The organism is Streptomyces caeruleatus (assembly GCF_001514235.1).
Taxonomy (GTDB): domain Bacteria; phylum Actinomycetota; class Actinomycetes; order Streptomycetales; family Streptomycetaceae; genus Streptomyces; species Streptomyces caeruleatus.
The window spans coordinates 224,177-240,829 of record NZ_KQ948935.1 but is presented as its reverse complement, the minus strand read 5'-3'; the positions used below and the strand labels follow the sequence as shown (position 1 = coordinate 240,829).

At 74.2% G+C, this 16,653-nt stretch carries 3 protein-coding genes; all 3 read right to left on the bottom strand.

Annotation, left to right across the window (positions count from 1 at the left end; all coding sequences use genetic code 11):
• Window positions 1–90: 90 nt before the first annotated feature.
• The 3 genes from AQJ67_RS32730 to AQJ67_RS32720 are packed head-to-tail and all read right to left on the bottom strand — an operon-like array spanning window position 91 to window position 16,636.
• Window positions 91–7,755: a non-ribosomal peptide synthetase gene (locus AQJ67_RS32730; protein WP_062722966.1), complete on the bottom strand. Its 7,665-nt coding sequence runs from the start codon at window positions 7,753–7,755 to the stop codon at window positions 91–93.
• The gene (locus tag AQJ67_RS32725; RefSeq protein WP_062722965.1) at window positions 7,752–15,341 is read right to left on the bottom strand and encodes a non-ribosomal peptide synthetase; all 7,590 of its coding nucleotides are present in this window, start codon (window positions 15,339–15,341) and stop codon (window positions 7,752–7,754) included. The genes AQJ67_RS32730 and AQJ67_RS32725 overlap by 4 nt, the downstream gene beginning before the upstream one ends.
• Window positions 15,338–16,636: a cysteate synthase gene (locus tag AQJ67_RS32720; RefSeq protein ID WP_062722964.1), complete on the bottom strand. Its 1,299-nt coding sequence runs from the start codon at window positions 16,634–16,636 to the stop codon at window positions 15,338–15,340. Before AQJ67_RS32720 ends, AQJ67_RS32725 begins: the two co-directional genes overlap by 4 nt.
• Window positions 16,637–16,653 lie beyond the last annotated feature (17 nt).

Sequence of the window (16,653 nt, the reverse complement as noted above, 5' to 3'; positions counted from 1 at the left end):
CGGTGCTCGCCGGTCGTTCCTGATCGGTGCTCGCTGCTGGGTGCTCGGTGCTCGGTGCTCGGTGCTCGCTGCCGGGCCTGCCGGCCGCCGCTAGTCGAGATCGAGGTCCGCTTCGAGTTCGTCGAGCTCGTCCTGGCTCAGCGAACCCAGCGACAGGTCCGCGTACTCCGCCTCGGCGGACCGCGCCGCACGAGCGGTGAGTGCGGTCAGGGCCGCGAACCAGGACTCGGCCAGGGCACGGACGTCCGGCTCCTTCAGGACACCTTCGGGCCACGTCCAGTCGGCCACCAGGCGGGGGCCGTCGTCGGAGTCGTGGACGACGGCGTTGAGGTCGAGGGCGTGCGCGGCGGGCAGCTCCTGGTCGGTGCCGTTGCCGAGGGCGGAGGACTCGGGGGCGAAGGCCCACGGCGTCGTGTCGTCCGCGCCGCTCGGGGCCGCGAACCGGCCCAGGTAGTTGAAGCCGATCAGCGGGACGGACGGCTTGGCCAGCGCGGTCGCCGTGTCCGGGTTGAGGTACCGCAGCAGACCGTGTCCGATGCCGTGGTCGGGCAGTTCCCGCAGCCGGTCGCGAACGTGCCGGACGGCGGTGTCGGCGGCGGGCCCGACGGCCAGCGCGTCGCGCACGTCCACGCCGTTCAGGTCGAAGTGGACCGGGTAGAGCGAGGTGAACCAGCCGACCGTGCGGGACAGGTCGATCCCGTCCGCGATCTCCTCACGCCCGTGCCCCTCCACGTCGACCAGGACATGCCCGCCGCCCTGCCGCTCGGCGACGGCGAGCGCGAGCCCGCTGAGCAGCACTTCCTGCGCACCGGCCTGGAACGCGGCCGGTACGGCGGTGAGCAGGGGCCCGGTCACGTCGGCCGGCAGGGTGAGGCGCAGCGTGCGCGCGGTGGCCGCGGTGTCCCGGTCGGGGTCGAGCGGCCGGGCGCCCAGCGGGGTACGCGGGGCCGCTGCCGTACGGCGCCACAGTGCGGCCTCGGCAACCCGGGCGGGCCGGCGTGCCTCCTCGCCGAGCAGGGCCGACCACCGGCGGAACGACGTGCCGACGGGCGGCAGTTCAGGCTTGCGGCCTGCTGCGACCGCTTCCCACGCGGCCCGCAGGTCGGGGACGAGGATCCGCCAGGACACCCCGTCCACGGCAAGGTGATGCACGGTCAGCAGCAGGCGCCCGGCTCGATCCGGCCCGGCGTCGAACCACACGGCGCGCACCATCGCGCCGGTCGTCGGATCGAGCGAGGCCACCGCGCGGTCGAACTCCTCGGCCACGGCGGCGTGGACGTCGTCGGTGCCGGAGATGTCACGGCGGTCGAGCAGGTCGCCGGCCCGGACTCGACCGACCGGGCTGACGTCGAGCCGCCGGTCGGAGGTGAGCCGGGAACGCAGCATGGCGTGGTGATCGAGGAGAGCCTGCAACGCCTCGGCCACGCGCGGCAGTTCGGCGCCGGCCGGGACGGTGACCAGGACGGACTGGCTGAGCCTCCCGATCGGGCCACCGCGCTCCAGCAACCACCGCATCACCGGAGTGAGCGGTATCGAACCGACACCGTCGTCAGGGGCGGCGTCACCCGCACCCCGCGCCCCCGCCGCGCCGACCGGCCCCCGGGCGGCAGCCGCCAGAGCGGCCACCGTCGGGTGTTCGAACACATCGCGCGGACCGATCACCACACCTGCCTCGCGAGCCCGGCTGACCAGCCGGATCGAGGTGATGCTGTCCCCGCCGAGGTCGAAGAAGCCCTGGTCGAGACCGACGTCCGGAAGCTTCAGCAACTCCTTGTACAGACCCGCGAGTACCTTCTCGGCGGGGGTCTCGGGCGCTCGCCCGGTCGCCGTCGGCGCGGAGCCGGCGTCGGGTGTGGGCAGCGCCTTGCGGTCCACCTTGCCGTTCGGAGTCAGCGGGATGCGGTCCAGGACGACCACGGCCGACGGGACCATGTAGTCCGGCAGCGACGCGGCCGCGTGGCGGCGCAGTTCCTCCGGCTCGGCGGCCCGGCCGACGACGTAGCCGACGAGCCGCTTCTCACCCGGCTCGTCCTCGCGGACGACGACGGCCGCCTGGTCGACCGCGGGGTGCCGGGACAGCACGGCTTCGATCTCGCCCGGCTCGATGCGGAAGCCGCGGATCTTGACCTGGTCGTCCGCCCGTCCGGCGTACTCCAGCTCACCGTCCGCCGACCAGCGGACGAGGTCCCCCGTGCGGTACATCCGCTCACCGCTCCCGCCGAACGGGTCCGCCACGAACCGTCCGGCACTCAGCCCGGGACGGTCCAGGTACCCGCGCGCCACTGAGTCACCGGCGACGTACAACTCGCCCACCACACCGGGCGGAACCGCTCGCAACCGCTCGTCCAGGACGTGCGCCCGGGTGCCCGTGACCGGTCGCCCGATGGCCGGAGCCCGGTCGCCGCTCAGGGGCACGCTGATGGTGGCGCACACCGTCGACTCGGTCGGACCGTAGGCGTTGGCCATACGGCGGCCCGGCGCCCAACGGGCCACGAGCGCGCCGGAGCAGGCCTCGCCGCCCACCACCAGGGTGCGCAGACCGGGCAGTTCGGCAGTGGCGAGCGTCGCGAGCGTGGCGAGGGCGGCGGGCGGGATGAGGGCGTGGGTGATCCGCCCGTCCGTCAGAACCTGGTGAAGCATCTCGCCGACCAGCGGTCCCTCCGGCGGCACGACGAGGGTCGCGCCCGCGGCGAACGCCATCAGCAGTTCCATCACCGAGGCGTCGAAGCCGGGCGAGGAGAACTGCAACACCCGGGCCTGGGGGCCGAGTTCGAACCGCTCGATCTGGGTCGCCGCGAGGGCGGCCAGTCCCCGGTTCTCGACGACCACGCCCTTGGGGACACCGGTCGAGCCAGAGGTGTAGATCACGTAGGCGGCCGAGCCCGGGTGGTACGCGGCGGGCAGTTCGCCCGGCTCGCCGTCCAGGTCCACGTCCGTGAGCACGTGGGCCGGGCGGGCGTCGGCCAGCATCAGGTCGATGCGTTCGCGAGGCAGCGCGGGGTCCACGGGCAGGAAGGCCGCCCCGGCCAGCGCCACCGCCAGCACGGCGACGATCCGGTCGGCCGAGCGCGGCAGCCGCACGGCCACGACGTCCCCGGGGCCGACGCCGCGCCCGGCGAGCACCCGCGCCAACCGTTCGGCACGCGCGAGGAGTTGGGAGTAGGTGGATACGCCTGCCCCTGACTCCAGCGCCGGGGCCTGCGGGGTACGTCCCGCCTGCTCGCGGAAGAGTTCGGCCAGCGACATCGGGCGGACCGTCCCGTCCGCCGCGGCGGCGTTCCACTCGTCGAGCTGCCGGTACTCCTCGTCGCCGAGGAGGTCCACGTCCTCGACCCGCAGGCCGGGCTCCTGGACGACAGCGGCCAGGAAGCGGACGAGCTGCCGGCTGAGCCGCTCGGCGGTGGCGGGCTCGAACAGGTCGGTGCTGTACTCGACGACCCCGTCGATGCCCGCCGGGGTGCCGTCGCCGTGGCGGTGCTCGCTCAGGTAGAGGGAGAGATCGAAGCGGGCCGCCCCCGTCTCGACGAGCTCGCGCTCGACGCCCAGACCGGGCAGGGACAGGCCGACGTCGGACGTATGGCCCGTGAAGGCCAGCATGACCTGGAACAGCGGGTGCCGGGACAGGGTGCGCTCCGGGCTGACGGCGTCCACGAGGAGATCGAAGGGAACGTCCTGGTGGGCGTAGGCGGCCAGGTCGAAGTCGCGTACGCGGCCCAGCAGTTCACGGAAGGTCGGGTTGCCGGAGGTGTCGGTGCGCAGGGTCAGGCTGTTGACGAAGAAGCCGACCAGGTCCTCCAGCCTGCCGTCGGGGCGGCCGGCGACCGGGGTGCCGATGGGGACGTCGGTGCCCGAGCCGAGCCGGGTCAGCAGCGCGGCGAGCGCGGCCTGGAGCACCATGAAGGGGGTGACCCGGCAGGACGTGGCGAGGTCGGCGAGCGCGGCGTGCAACTGCGTGTCGACGTGGAGGTCGGCACGGCCACCGAGGCCGCTGGGTGCCGCGGGCCTCGGGTGGTCGGCCGGGAGTGGCAGTTCCTCCGGCGCCCCGGCCAGCGCGTCACGCCAGAAGGCGATCTGACGACTCATCAGACTGCCGGTGGTGGCCGCGTCACCGAGCAGGTCACGCTGCCAGTGCGCGAAGTCGCTGTACCGCACGGGCAGGGGTGCCCAGGCCGGGCTCTCCCCGGCCGTACGGGCGGCGTAGGCCGTGCTCAGGTCGCGCATCAGCGGCGCCAGTGACCAGCCGTCGAGGACGATGTGATGGGCGAGCAGCAGCAGAACGTGCACATCCGCGTCGATTGTGTACAGGATGGCCCGCAGGGGAGTTTCCGTGGACAGGTCGAAGCGGTGGGCGGCGGCGGCGGTCAGCAGCGGGTGCAGTTCGGCCTCGGTGGTCGCCACGACGGACAGGCTCGGGCGTCCCGCCTCCGGGTCGAGGATGCGCTGGTACGGGGTGCCCTGGAAGTCCGGGTGGAGTGTGCGCAGCGGTTCGTGCCGGGTCACGACGTCGGCCAGGGCCGCCTCCAGCGCCGGATGGTCGACCGGCCCGGTCAGACGCAGGGCCCACGGCACGGTGTAGCCGGTGTTCCCGCCGTCGATGCGGCTCATGAACCACAGACGCTGCTGGGCGTACGACAGCGGAATCGGCGCCGAGTCCCGCTCGCGCACGGCGAGTTCGGGCCGCCGCACGTCCTCGTCGGCATCGAGCCGGACGGCCAGCTCGGCGGGTGTCGGCGCGTCGAAGACGGCGCGGACGGGCAGGGCGGTGCCGAACGCCGTCCGGATCCGGTCGACGAGCCGCATGACGAGCAGCGAGTCGCCGCCGAGGTCGAAGAAGCCGTCGTCGACGCCGACCTGGTGCGGCCGAAGGCCGAGCACGCCGGCGAACAGGTCGCGCAGGATCTCCTCCCGCGGGGTGCGCGGGGCCCGCTTGCCGGTATCGCCCGGGGTCTCGGGCGCGGGCAGGGCCGTGCGGTCGAGCTTGCCGTTCGCCGTCAGCGGCAGGGCGTCCAGGACGACGACGGCCGAGGGCACCATGTACTCGGGCAGGGTGGCGCCGACATGGCGGCGCAGGGCGGCCGGGTCGGCGGCGCCGTTCGGGACGACGTAGGCCACCAGGCGCCCGTCCCGCACCGCGACCACGGCCTGTGTCACGTCCGCGTGCCGGGTCAGCACGGCTTCGATCTCGCCGGGTTCGATGCGGAAGCCGCGGACCTTGACCTGGTCGTCGGACCGGCCGAGGTACTCCAGATCGCCGTCGGCCGACCAGCGCACCAGGTCACCGGTGCGGTACATGCGCTCGCCCGGGGCGCCGTGGACGTCGGCCACGAATCGTCCGGCGGTCAGCCCGGGACGGTCGAGGTAGCCGCGCGCCAGACCGTCCCCGGCGAGGTACAGCTCGCCCGCCACGCCCGGGGGCAGGAGTCGCAGGCCCGCGTCGAGCACATACGTACGCGTGTTGGCGACCGGCCGTCCGATCGGCGGGACGCCCGTGACCGCCTCGCGGGTCGACCAGGTCGCCGCGTACACGGTGGCCTCCGTCGGCCCGTACGCGTTCATCAGGCGCGCCTCGGGCGCCGCCTCGAACACCTCCCGCACCAGCGAGGCCGGCAGGGCCTCGCCGGCCAGCACGACCGTGCCCACGCCTTCCGGCAGGCGCCCGGCCGACACGACCGTCGCCAGCGCCGAGGGGACCCCGCTCACGAGACCGGCCTGTGGCCGCTCGGCCAACGCCAGCGCGTCCCGTACCAGTTCGACCCGGCCTCCGCAGGCCAGCGGCGCGAACAGCTCGAACACCGACACGTCGAAGGTGAACGACGTCGAGCACACCGTCCGCGCGAGGGCCTCGGCGCCGAACTCCGCCACCGCCCAGCGCACCAGGTTCACCGCACTCGCGTGCCCGACGACGACGCCCTTCGGGCGGCCCGTCGACCCGGATGTGTAGATCACATAGGCGGCGCCCTGCGGGTCGCACGCAGCGGGGAGCTCCGCCCGGCCGCCCGCCACGTCCACGTCCACCACCGGCACCCCGGCCTCGGGCAGCTCCACGCCGACCCGGGTGATCACGCACACGGGCTTCGCGTCGGCCAGCAGGAAGGCGATCCGCTCCGCCGGGTACGCCGGATCCACCGGCAGATACGCCGCCCCGGCCTTGAGTACGGCCAACAGCGCCACCACCGTGTCCACCGACCGAGGCACGGCCACCGCGACGACCCGCTCCGGCCCGGCACCGCGCTCGACCAGAGCCCGCGCCAAGTTCTCGGCACGCAGCACCAGTTCGCCGTACGACACCTCCACGCCCGCACAGGCCACCGCACACGCCTGCGGAGTACGCGCCGCCTGCGTCTCCACCAGCCCGTGCAGGGTCGAGGCCGCCGCTTGCGACACCTCGCCCCGCGACAGCGACAGCAACCGCTCCCGCTCCGCCGGCAACAGCACGTCGACCGCGCTCACCCGACGGGACGGGTCCGAGGCCAGGGCCTCCAGCACGACCGCCAAGCGGTCCAGCAGCGTACGGGCGCCGGTCTCGTCGTACAGGTCCGGCCGGTAGCTCAGGCGCAGTGCCAGGCGCTGGGCGGGCAGGACGGAAAGGGTGAGGGGGTAGTGGGTGGCGTCGCGGCCGGTGAGCTGGGTCACCTGCGACGCGGCGGCGTTGGAGCCCGGGTAGCTCTCGAAGGCGAGCAGGGTGTCGAACAGTTCGGGGACGGCGGCCGCCCGCTGGATGTCGGCCAGGCCCAGGTGCTGGTGCGGCAGCAGGAGGGTCTGCCGCTCCTGGAGGCCGGTGAGCAGGTCGGCGACGGTGCCGCGGTCGTCCCAACGCACCCGCGTGGGCACGGTGTTGATGCAGAAACCGACCAGCGAGGCGACGTTCGGCAGGTCCGGTGGGCGGACCGTGACGGTCTGGCCGAACACGACGTCGGTGCGGCCGGTCAGCCGACCGAGCAGCACCCCCCAGGCGGCCTGGACGAAGGTGTTGAGGGTGATGCCGAGTGAGCGGGCCGTGGCCTGGGCCGCCCTGGATGCCTCTTCGGGCAGCTCGACGACGAGTTCGTCCGGGATGACGGCCTTGCTGCCGCCGGCCGCCGCGGACGCCAGTGCCCCGGCAAACGTTGCCTGCCGGGGCACTAGCAGGGTGGGCTCGCTCACGCCGGTCAGGGCGTCCTGCCAGGCCGTCCGAGCGGCGGGGCGGTCCTGCCGGTTCAGCCAGGCGAGGTAGTCCCGGTACGCCGGCGCGTGCGGCAGGGCGGTCGGGTGCTCGCCCGCGTACAGGGCGGCGAACTCCCGGACCAGCAACTGCTTCGACCAGCCGTCGAGCAGGATGTGGTGGTTGGTGATCACCAGCAGGTGGCGGTCGGCCGACCGGCGGACGAGCAGGTACCTGATCAGCGGGGGCTTCGCGAGGTCGAAGCGACGGGTGCGCTCCTCGTCGAGCAGTCGCTCCCACTCCTTGTCCCGCTCGGCGTCGCCGAGGTCGGACAGGTCGGCCTGCGCCCAGGGAAGTTCGACGTCCGCCGGCACGATCTGCACGGGCTGTCCGGCGTCGCGTCGGCGGAAGCAGGCGCGCAGATTGGGGTGGCGGTCGAGCAGGGCCTGACCGGCGGCGCGTACGGCGGCGGCGTCGACGGCGCCGGTCAGCTCCAGCACCTGCTGGGTGGCGTAGACGTCGGGCGACTGCTCGTCGTCGTAGAGGGCATGGAAGAGCAGCCCTTCCTGCAACGGCGACAGGGGCAGGATGTCGGCGATTCCGGACCGTGTCACCGTGTGTTACCTCCACTCGTTCCGAACTCGGCTTCGAGTTCGTCGATCTCTGCTTGGGACAGGGACACCAGGGGCAGGTCGGACGGCGTGTGTCCGCCCGCCGGTGTCCCGGCGGCCTGGGCGGTCAGCTCCTCGCACCACAGGTCGGCCAGGGCGCGGACGTCGTCCTCGGACCAGATGCCGGGCGCCCAGGACCAGGTGGTGTCGAGCCGGCCGTCGGCCGTGGTCACCGCGGTGACCTCCAGGCCGTGCGCGACGGGCGTGGCGGGGTCGTGGGCCGCGCCCAGGTTCCGCAGCGGCTCCGGTGCCGGCGAGAAGTCGGTGTCCGCCGGACGGGCGCTGCGGCCCAGGTAGTTGAAACCGACCTCCGGGACCGGGAGGGCGGCGAGGGCCGGACCGGTCTCGGGGTTGAGGTACCGGAGCAGGCCGTGGCCGACGCCGTGGTCGGGCACGGACCTCAGCTGCTCCTTGACGCTCTTGAGGAGGTCCGTCCGGTCGCCGAGGTCGACACCGGTGAGGTCGAGCCGGGCGGGCACGACGCTGGTGAACCAGCCGACCGTGCGCGACAGGTCGACTCCGTCGGCGATCTCCTCCCGGCCGTGCCGCTCGATGTCGATCAACATCGCCCGGTGCCCCAGTCGCCGTGCGAAGGCGGTGGCCAGGGCAGCGAGCAGTACGTCCTCGGCGCTCGCGTGGAAGGCGGCCGGGACGGTGCTGAGCAGTCCGTCGGTGACCTCGGCCGGGAGTTCCCGGGTGAGGTGGCGCATGGCGCCGACCAGGTCCCGCTCAGGGTCGGGGCGTCGGGTGCCGAGGAGCGGGGCAGGCTGCTCCAACCTCCGCTGCCACACGTCGAGTTCGGCCGACCGCTCCCGCGCCGCCCGCTCCAGCAGCAGGGCCCAGTGCCGGAAGGAGGTGCCCGGCGCGGACAGCTCCTCCTCGCGCCAGGCGGCGGCCAGGTCGGTGCACAGGATGTTCCACGAGACGCCGTCCACGGCGAGATGATGGACCGTCAGCAGGAGGCGTCCGGGACGGCCGGTCCCGCCGTCGAACCACACGGCGTGCAGCAACCTGCCTCGCTCCGGGTCGAGCTGAGGCCGGGGCGCCGCGTCGGACAGGTCCACCCGCTCCAGCAGCGCCCCCGCGTCGACGCTTCCCGGTGGCGGGATCTCGGCCGTCCAGCCGTCGGTGCTCAGCCGCATCCGCAGGACGTCGTGGCGGTCCACGAGGGCCTGGAGTGCGGCCGCGAGGCGCTTCTCTTCGGCGTCGGCGGGTGTGACGAGCAGGACGGACTGGCTGAACGCGCCGATCGGGCCGCCGCGTTCGCGCAGCCGGTGCAGGGCCGGGGTGAGCGGCAGCTCACCGATCGCCGGTTCCTCCGCCGCGGAAGGGCCCTCGGGAGCCGGCCGGCCGGCCGCCAGCGTGGCGAGCGCGGCCACGGTCCGCTGCTCGAACACATCGCGCGGGCTCAGGTTCAGTCCCGCGGCGAGCGCGCGGCTCACCAGGTGGATCGAGGTGATGCTGTCGCCGCCGAGGTCGAAGAAGCCGTCGTCCACCCCTACCTCGGCCACGCCGAGGACCTCCGCGAACAGCGACCGCAGAGCGCGCTCCTCAGGTGTGCCGGGCGCTCTGCCCGTAGCGGCCGGCTCCCGGGCGGGCTCGGGCAGTGCCGCGCGGTCCAGCTTGCCGTTGCCGGTCATCGGCAGGGCGTCCAGCGTCACGAGCGCCTCGGGCACCATGTGGGAGGGCAGCTGCCGGGCGCAGTGGGCGCTGACGGCCGGGAGGTCGGCTTCTGCGGCCCCGACCACGTAGCCGACCAGGCGCCGTACGCCCGCCTGGTCCTCGCGCACCACCACCGCTGCCTGGACGACGGCGGGATGGGCGGTGAGCACACCCTCGACCTCGCCCGGCTCGATCCGCAGACCCCGGATCTTGAGCTGGCCGTCGGCCCGCCCGCGCAGTTCCAGCGTCCCGTCGGCACGCCACACGGCCAGGTCACCGGTGCGGTACATACGCTCCCCGGGCGCCCCGAACGGGTCGGCGACGAACCGCTCGCCGGTCAGCCCCGGCCGCTTCCAGTAGCCGCGCGCCACATGGTCGCCGGCCACATACAACTCGCCCTCGACGCCGACCGGTACGGGGTTCAGGCGGGTGTCCACCACATAGGCCCGGGTGTTCCACATGGGGCGGCCGACGGGCACCGGGCCGGTGGGGAGGTCGTCGCCGGGGTCGATGCGGTGGTCGGTGCAGCCGACGGTGAGTTCGGTCGGGCCGTAGTGGTTGATCAGCCGGACGTCCGGGTGATGCTCACGCCAGGCCCGCAGGGCCTCGCCGACCAGGGCCTCGCCGCCCAGCATGAACTCCTCGGCGGGTGACAGGTCGTGCGGGAGCGCGGGGAGCAGTGGGAGGTGGCTGGGGGTGGCCTTGAGGAAGGTGTAGCCGTCGGGCAGGGGCGCTGCACCGGCCTCGTGGAAGGCGGCGATGTGGACACGGCCGCCGGCGGCGAGCGCCCCGTGCAGTGTCGTCACCGTGGCGTCGAAGGACATGGTGGCGTGCAGCAGCGAGGCGCCGCGCAGGCTGGGATACGCCTCGGCGCACCGGGCCACGTAGGTGGTGAGGTTGCGGTGCTCGACGACGACGCCCTTGGGGCGGCCGGTGGTGCCGGAGGTGTAGATCAGGTACGCGGGGTCGGCGGGGCGGGCCGCGGCGAGCGGGACGTCCGGGTGGCCCTCCGCCCCGGGGTGCACGACCGGACAGTCGGCGGCGAGCGGCTCCGTGGCGATCACGCACACGGGGGCCGCGTCGGCGAGCAGGAACGCGGTGCGCTCCGCCGGGTGGTCGGGGTCGAGCGGCAGATAGGCGGCGCCGGCCTTGAGGACGGCCAGCACGGCGACCGCGAGGTCCACCGTCCGGGGCAGCGCGAAGCCGACGATGCGGCCCGGTCCGGCGCCGTTCGAGGTCAGGGCGCGCGCCAATGCCCCGGCGCGGGCGTCGAGTTCCGCGTACGTCAGGCAGGACAGGGCGTCCGACACCGCGACGGCGTCCGGGTGCTCGGCGACACGCTCCTCGACCATGCGGGGGAAGGTGGTGTCCGGCACGTCGTGCGCCGTGTCGTTGAACTCGGCCAGCAGGCGGTGCCGTTCGCCGTCCGCGAGGATGTCGAGGGCACCGATCACCCGGTCGGGATCGTTCACCGCGGCCCGCAGCAGCCGCTCCAGCCGGGCGGCGAGTGCCTCTGCCGTGTCGCGGTCGAAGAGGTCGGCGCTGTACTGCAGGACGCCCTCGATGCCGTCCGGGGAGCCGTCGGCCGCGCGCTGCTCGCCCAGATTGAAGGTGAGGTCGATCTTGGTGGCGCCGGTCTCCACGTGCAGGGGCCGGGCGCTCAGGCCGGGCAGGTCCGGGCGGGGACCGGACGTGGGGCGGAAGGCGAGCATCACCTGGAAGAGCGGATGCCGGGCGAGGGAGCGGGGCGGGTTGAGGGCCTCGACGAGATGCTCGAACGGCAGGTCCTGGTGGGCGTAGGCGGCCAGGTCCGTTTCGCGGACGCGGACCAGCAGGTCCCGGAAGGTCGGGTCGCCGGAGGTGTCGGTACGCAGGACCAGGTTGTTGAGGAAGCAGCCGACCAGGTCGTCGAGGCTCTCGTCGGCCCGGCCCGCGACCGGGGTGCCGAGCGGGATGTCGGTGCCCGCGCCCAGCCGGGTGAGCAGGGCGGCGAGTCCGGCCTGGACGACCATGAACACGGTAGTCCCGCTCTCGGTGGCGAGTCGGCGCAGGCGCCGGTGCAGGTCCGTGTCCAGCCGGACGGGGATGTCGCCGCCCCGGTGGGTGGCGCGGGCCGGGCGTGGCCGGTCGGCGGGGAGCGGGAGTTCGTCCGGGAGGCCGGCGAGGGCCGAGCGCCAGTAGGTGAGTTGACGTTCCTCGTCCTGGCCGAGGTGTTCCTGCTGCCAGGCGCCGTAGTCGGCGTACTGAAGGGGCGGCGGGGCCCAGTCGGGTGCCGTTGCGGCCTGGCGGGCACGGTAGGCGGTGGCCAGGTCGCGGGCGAGGGGGTCGAGGGACCAGCCGTCGGCCGCGATGTGGTGCAGCAGGAGCAGCAGGACGTGGTCCTCGGGGCCGAGGACGAGGAGGTGGGCGCGGAAGGGGATGTCCTCGGCGAGGTCGAAGCCCCGAGCCGCCAACTCGGTGAGCCGGTCGTCCAGTTCGGCCTCCGCGACCTGCTCGACCCGCAGCTCGGGCCGTACGCTCTCACGAGTCCGCTGACGCGGCAGTCCCTCGGCGTCCGGGTAGACGGTACGCAGGATCGAGTGCCGTTGCGCGAGGTCGGCGAGGGCGGTGCGCAAGGCGTCGGAGTCGAGCGGGCCGCCGATCAGCCGGATCGCGTAGGGGATGTTGTACGCGGCCGAGGGCCCCTCCAGCCGGTGCAGGAACCACAGCCGTCGCTGGGCCGAGGACAGCGGGGCGGCGCCCGAGTCCGCGCGCCGCGTCGGTCGCGGCCTGGGCGGTGCCTCGGTACCCGTGTCGACCAGCCGGGCCAGCCCTGCCGCGGTGGGCGACCCGAACACGTCCCGCAGGGTCAGCTCCGCGCCCAGCGCGGTGCGGATCCGCCCGACGAGCCGCAGGGCGAGCAGTGAGTGGCCGCCGAGGTCGAAGAAGTTGTCCTGCGGGCCGACGTCGCTCAGGCCGAGGGCGTCCGCGATCAGGGCGCACAGGACCTCCTCCCGCGGGGTGCGCCCGGCGCCCTCGGAGCGGACGGAGGCGACCTCGGCGGGGGCGGGCAGCGCGCGCCTGTCCAGCTTCCCGTTGGCGGTCAGCGGCAGCCGGTCCAGCGGGACCACGACGGACGGCACCATGGAGTCGGGCAGACGTGCGGCGAGGTGCTCGCGCAAGGCGTCAGGGTCGGCGACGGCGCCGTCGGACGGGACGGCGTACACGACGAGCCGCCGGTCACCGGGCCGGTCCTCGCGGACGACGGCGATGGCCTGGGCGACATCCGGGTGGGTGGTGAGGACGGCCTCGATCTCGCCGGGTTCGACCCGGAAGCCGCGCAGCTTGACCTGACCGTCGGCACGGCCGTGGAACTCCAGCTCGCCGTCGGGCGTGAGCCGGACGCGGTCGCCGGTGCGGTACATACGGGCGCCGGGCGGGCCGTAGGGGTCGGCGACGAATCGCTCGGCGGTCGTGGCCGGGCGGCCGAGGTACCCGCGTACGACGCCGGGGCCGGCCAGGTACAGCTCGCCCACCGTGCCCGGCGGAGTGGGCCGCAGGGCACCGTCGAGCACGTGGGCGCGCATGCCGTCGAAGGGGCGGCCGATGGGCAGCGGGTCCGGCACCGGGGTGCCGTCCGGGCAGGGGCGGCAGGTGGCGAAGGTGGTGGTCTCGGTGGGGCCGTAGACGTTGTGGACCGTCAAGCCCGGGCAGGCGGCGCGGACCCGGCGCACGGCGTCCGCCGGCACCGCCTCCCCACCGGTCCACAGCTGGCGCAGCCCGGCGAAGCACGCAGGGTCCTCCTCCGCCGCGAGCCGGAACAGTGCCGTCGTCATGAACAGTGCCGTCAGGTCGTGACGCCGCGTCAGGCGGTGGACGGTGGCGGCGTCCACGTCCTCGTCCGGTCCCGCGACCACCGCGGTGCCGCCGTTCAGCAGCGGCACCCACATCTCGTACGTGGAGGCGTCGAACGCGGTCGGCGAGTGGACCAGCACCCGCTCGTGCGCACCGCCGTCGAACACCGAGTCGGCGGCGAGCGCGATGACGTCGCGATGGGTGACGGCGACGCCCTTGGGGGCGCCGGTGGAACCCGAGGTGAAGCTGACGTAGGCCAGTTGACCGGGGTGGACGGGCGCGTCGGGGTCGGTGTCCGGTTCACCGGCGAGGGTCGGATCGTCGGCGGTGACGAGACGCATGTCGTCGTACGCGTCCGCCGGCCCGTCCGTCAGCAGGATCCGCGCGCCGGTCCCGGCGAGGATCTGCCGCAGCCGCCGTTGCGGCGCGCGCGGGTCCAGGCCGGCGTAGGCGCCGCCCGCCTTGAGGACGGCCAGCAGCGCGATGACAAGGTTGTCGGACCGGCGCATCAGGACCGCGACCCGGTCCTCCGGGCGGAGCCCGAGGCGCAGCAGGCGGTGGGCGAGCCGGTTGGCGCGGACGTCGAGTTCGGCGTACGTCAGGACGCGGTCGCCGTGGGCGAGCGCCGCGGCGTGCGGATCGGCCGCCACGCGGGCCGCGAACGCGGCGGGCACGGTCGACTCGTCGTCCCGTGCGGTACGGCCGTGCAGCTGTGTCCGCTCTTCGGGCAGCGTCGTCCCGACCCGCCCGACGGGCGTGCCGGGGCCTACCGCGGCGGCGGCGAACTCTTCCACGAAGCGGGTGAACCGCCGGTGGTGCGCGGTGAGTTCGGAGTCCGTGTAGTGAGCGGAGCTCGCGTCCAGGTCGATCCTGATGCCGTCGCCGTCGGCGCGGTCGTAGACGTTGACGGCGAGGTCCTCGACGGGCCCCGTGGAGAGGTTGTGCCGGGTCGTCGGACAGTCGGCGAACCGCAGCTCCGGCCCGAACGCCATGATGTTGACGACGGGTCCGAAGAAGCGGCGCCCGGCGGACGGCCAGCCTGTGTCGCGGCGCAGGTCCTCGGCCCGGTAGCGCTGGTGGGCGAGCAGTTCACGGGTGGCGGCCGCCGCCTGGCGTACGAGGGTGTGGGCGGAGGTGTCGGGGCGGACCGACAGCCGCAGCGGGAGCACGTTGGACGCCATGCCCGGGGTGGCGAGCTCGGTGTCGCTCGCGCGGGCGGTGACGGCGAGACCGAGGACGATGTCGCGGGCGCCGGTGAGCCGGTGCAGGTAGGCGGCGGTCGCCGCGAGCAGGACGCGGGACCAGCGGGTTCCGGCCCGCTCGGCGGCGGCGTGCACCAAGTCGCCCGCGTCTTCGGGGAGATGACCGACACGACGCAGGAAACGGTCGGCCACCTGCGGCGGCCGCGAGGACAGGCCGACCGGGTCGGGCCGGTCGGCGAGGGCGCGCGTCCAGTGCTCCCGGTCCGCGGGCTGCCGGTCCCCGGCGCGGTAGGCGGCGTCCTCGGCGACCAGCGGGGCGAGGGGTGCCGCCGGCGGAGTGTGGGGCGTGCCCGCGTCGAGGGCGGTGTAGGCGTCGGCGACCCGGCGGGCGATGAGGGAGCAGCTGTAGCCGTCGACGGCGATGTGGTGGTAGCGCTGGTACCAGATCCAGTGGGCGTCGGCGAGCTTCAGCAGCGCGTACCGGAACAGCGGGGCCCGGTCGAGGTCGAACGGCGTGGCGAAGTCGGCGGCCATCCACGCCTCGGCGGCGGCACGGGCGTCGGGCTCGGCGGTGAGGTCGACGAGCGGCAGGTCCCAGTCCGGGTCCGCCTCGACGATCTGGCGGACGGTGTCGTCGTCGGCCTCGAAGCGGACGCGCAGGGTCTCGGTGGCGGCGACGACCTGCCGTATCGCCTCGTGCAGCGCTCCGGGGTCGACGGGCCCGTGGATCTCGGTGTACTCGCCCACGTTGTAGGCGGGTCCGGCGGGGTCGAGCCGCTCGCCGAACCACATCGAGCGCTGGGCGGCGGACAGGTCCAGTGCGTCGGTCATCGGCCCTCCGTGACAACGTTGGCGGCGCCCGTCAGCTCGCGTTCCACCTGCTCGGCGACGATGCGCGGGCCCTGGTCGAGGCCGGGCCACGGCACGCGCAGCCACGGCTCGGCGGGTATGAGGGGCAGGTCGTGGGCCTGGCGGGCCCGGCCGCCGCCGGTGATGTTGAGGAGCACCAGTTCGTCCCGGCCGACCTGCCCGGCCCGCACGGCGTCGGCCAGGGAGGCCAGGGCGACGCCCGCGCCCGGCTCGATGTCGATGCCCTCGACCTCCTCGAAGAGGGCCAGGGCGGCGAGCGCGCTCTCGTTGTCCGTGCGCAGGACGTCGCCGCCGCTCTCGGAGAGCACGTCCCGCACTCCGCCGCGCACGGTGAACGGCGGGCGCCGGTTGGTCAGCTCACGGGCCAGCGGCTCGTGCTCGCGGTGGGCCGGAGCCTGGCCGGTGGCGCGCCACGCCTCGTACAGGGGCGCGAAGGGCGCGTTCTGGCACATCAGCAGGCGCGGCAGCCGCTCGCCAGCCACGCGGATCCGGCCCGCCGTCTCATGGACACCAATGGCCCCGGTGCCGCTGCCGACGGCCTGTACGTACGTCTGAGGCAGCCGCCCCAGCGCCTCGGCGGCGGCCAGCATGACGGTGCCGAGGCCGTCGCGGCGGCCGACGTTGCGCGAGCCGCCCTCGGCATGGTGGCCGGGCAGCCGGGCGAGGAGGTCGGCGCAGGCGATGGCGTCGCTGTAGGTGGCGGTGCCGTCGAGGACGACGAGCCGGACGCAGGGGTCGAGCGGGGCGGGGAACCGCATCCGTTCCAGGGCGGGGGCAGGCACGACGAGCAGACAGGGCACCCGGTTCTCGGTGGCGGCCCAGGCGAACGCGGCGGCGGTGTTGCCCGCCGACGGGATCACCAGGACGGGCGGATCGACGGGCAGCCGGCCAAGGACCGTGTACGCCTCCAAGTCCTTGAACGTACAAGTCGGCAGCCGCGCCCCGCGTTCCGGCCAGTGGCCGTTGAAGGCGACCCACAGCCGGTCGAGGCCGAGACGGCGCCCGAGGCGTTCGGCGGGGTAGACCACCGGAGCGGCGATGTCGGGGAAGGTGCGCACGACCGGCAGCAGCGAGGCGTGCCGAAACAGCCCGGCGCTCTCGCCGCCCGGCACGACGTCCGGGTCGTACTCGGTGCGCAGGAATGCCGGTTCGTGCCGATGGGAGCAGTCGAGCAGCAGACCGTCGTCCTCATGACGGGTTCCGCATGAGGAACAGACAAGCGTGTAGTGGCGTGTTCCCGGGCGTACTCGGGACATGGTCGTTCGCCTTCCGA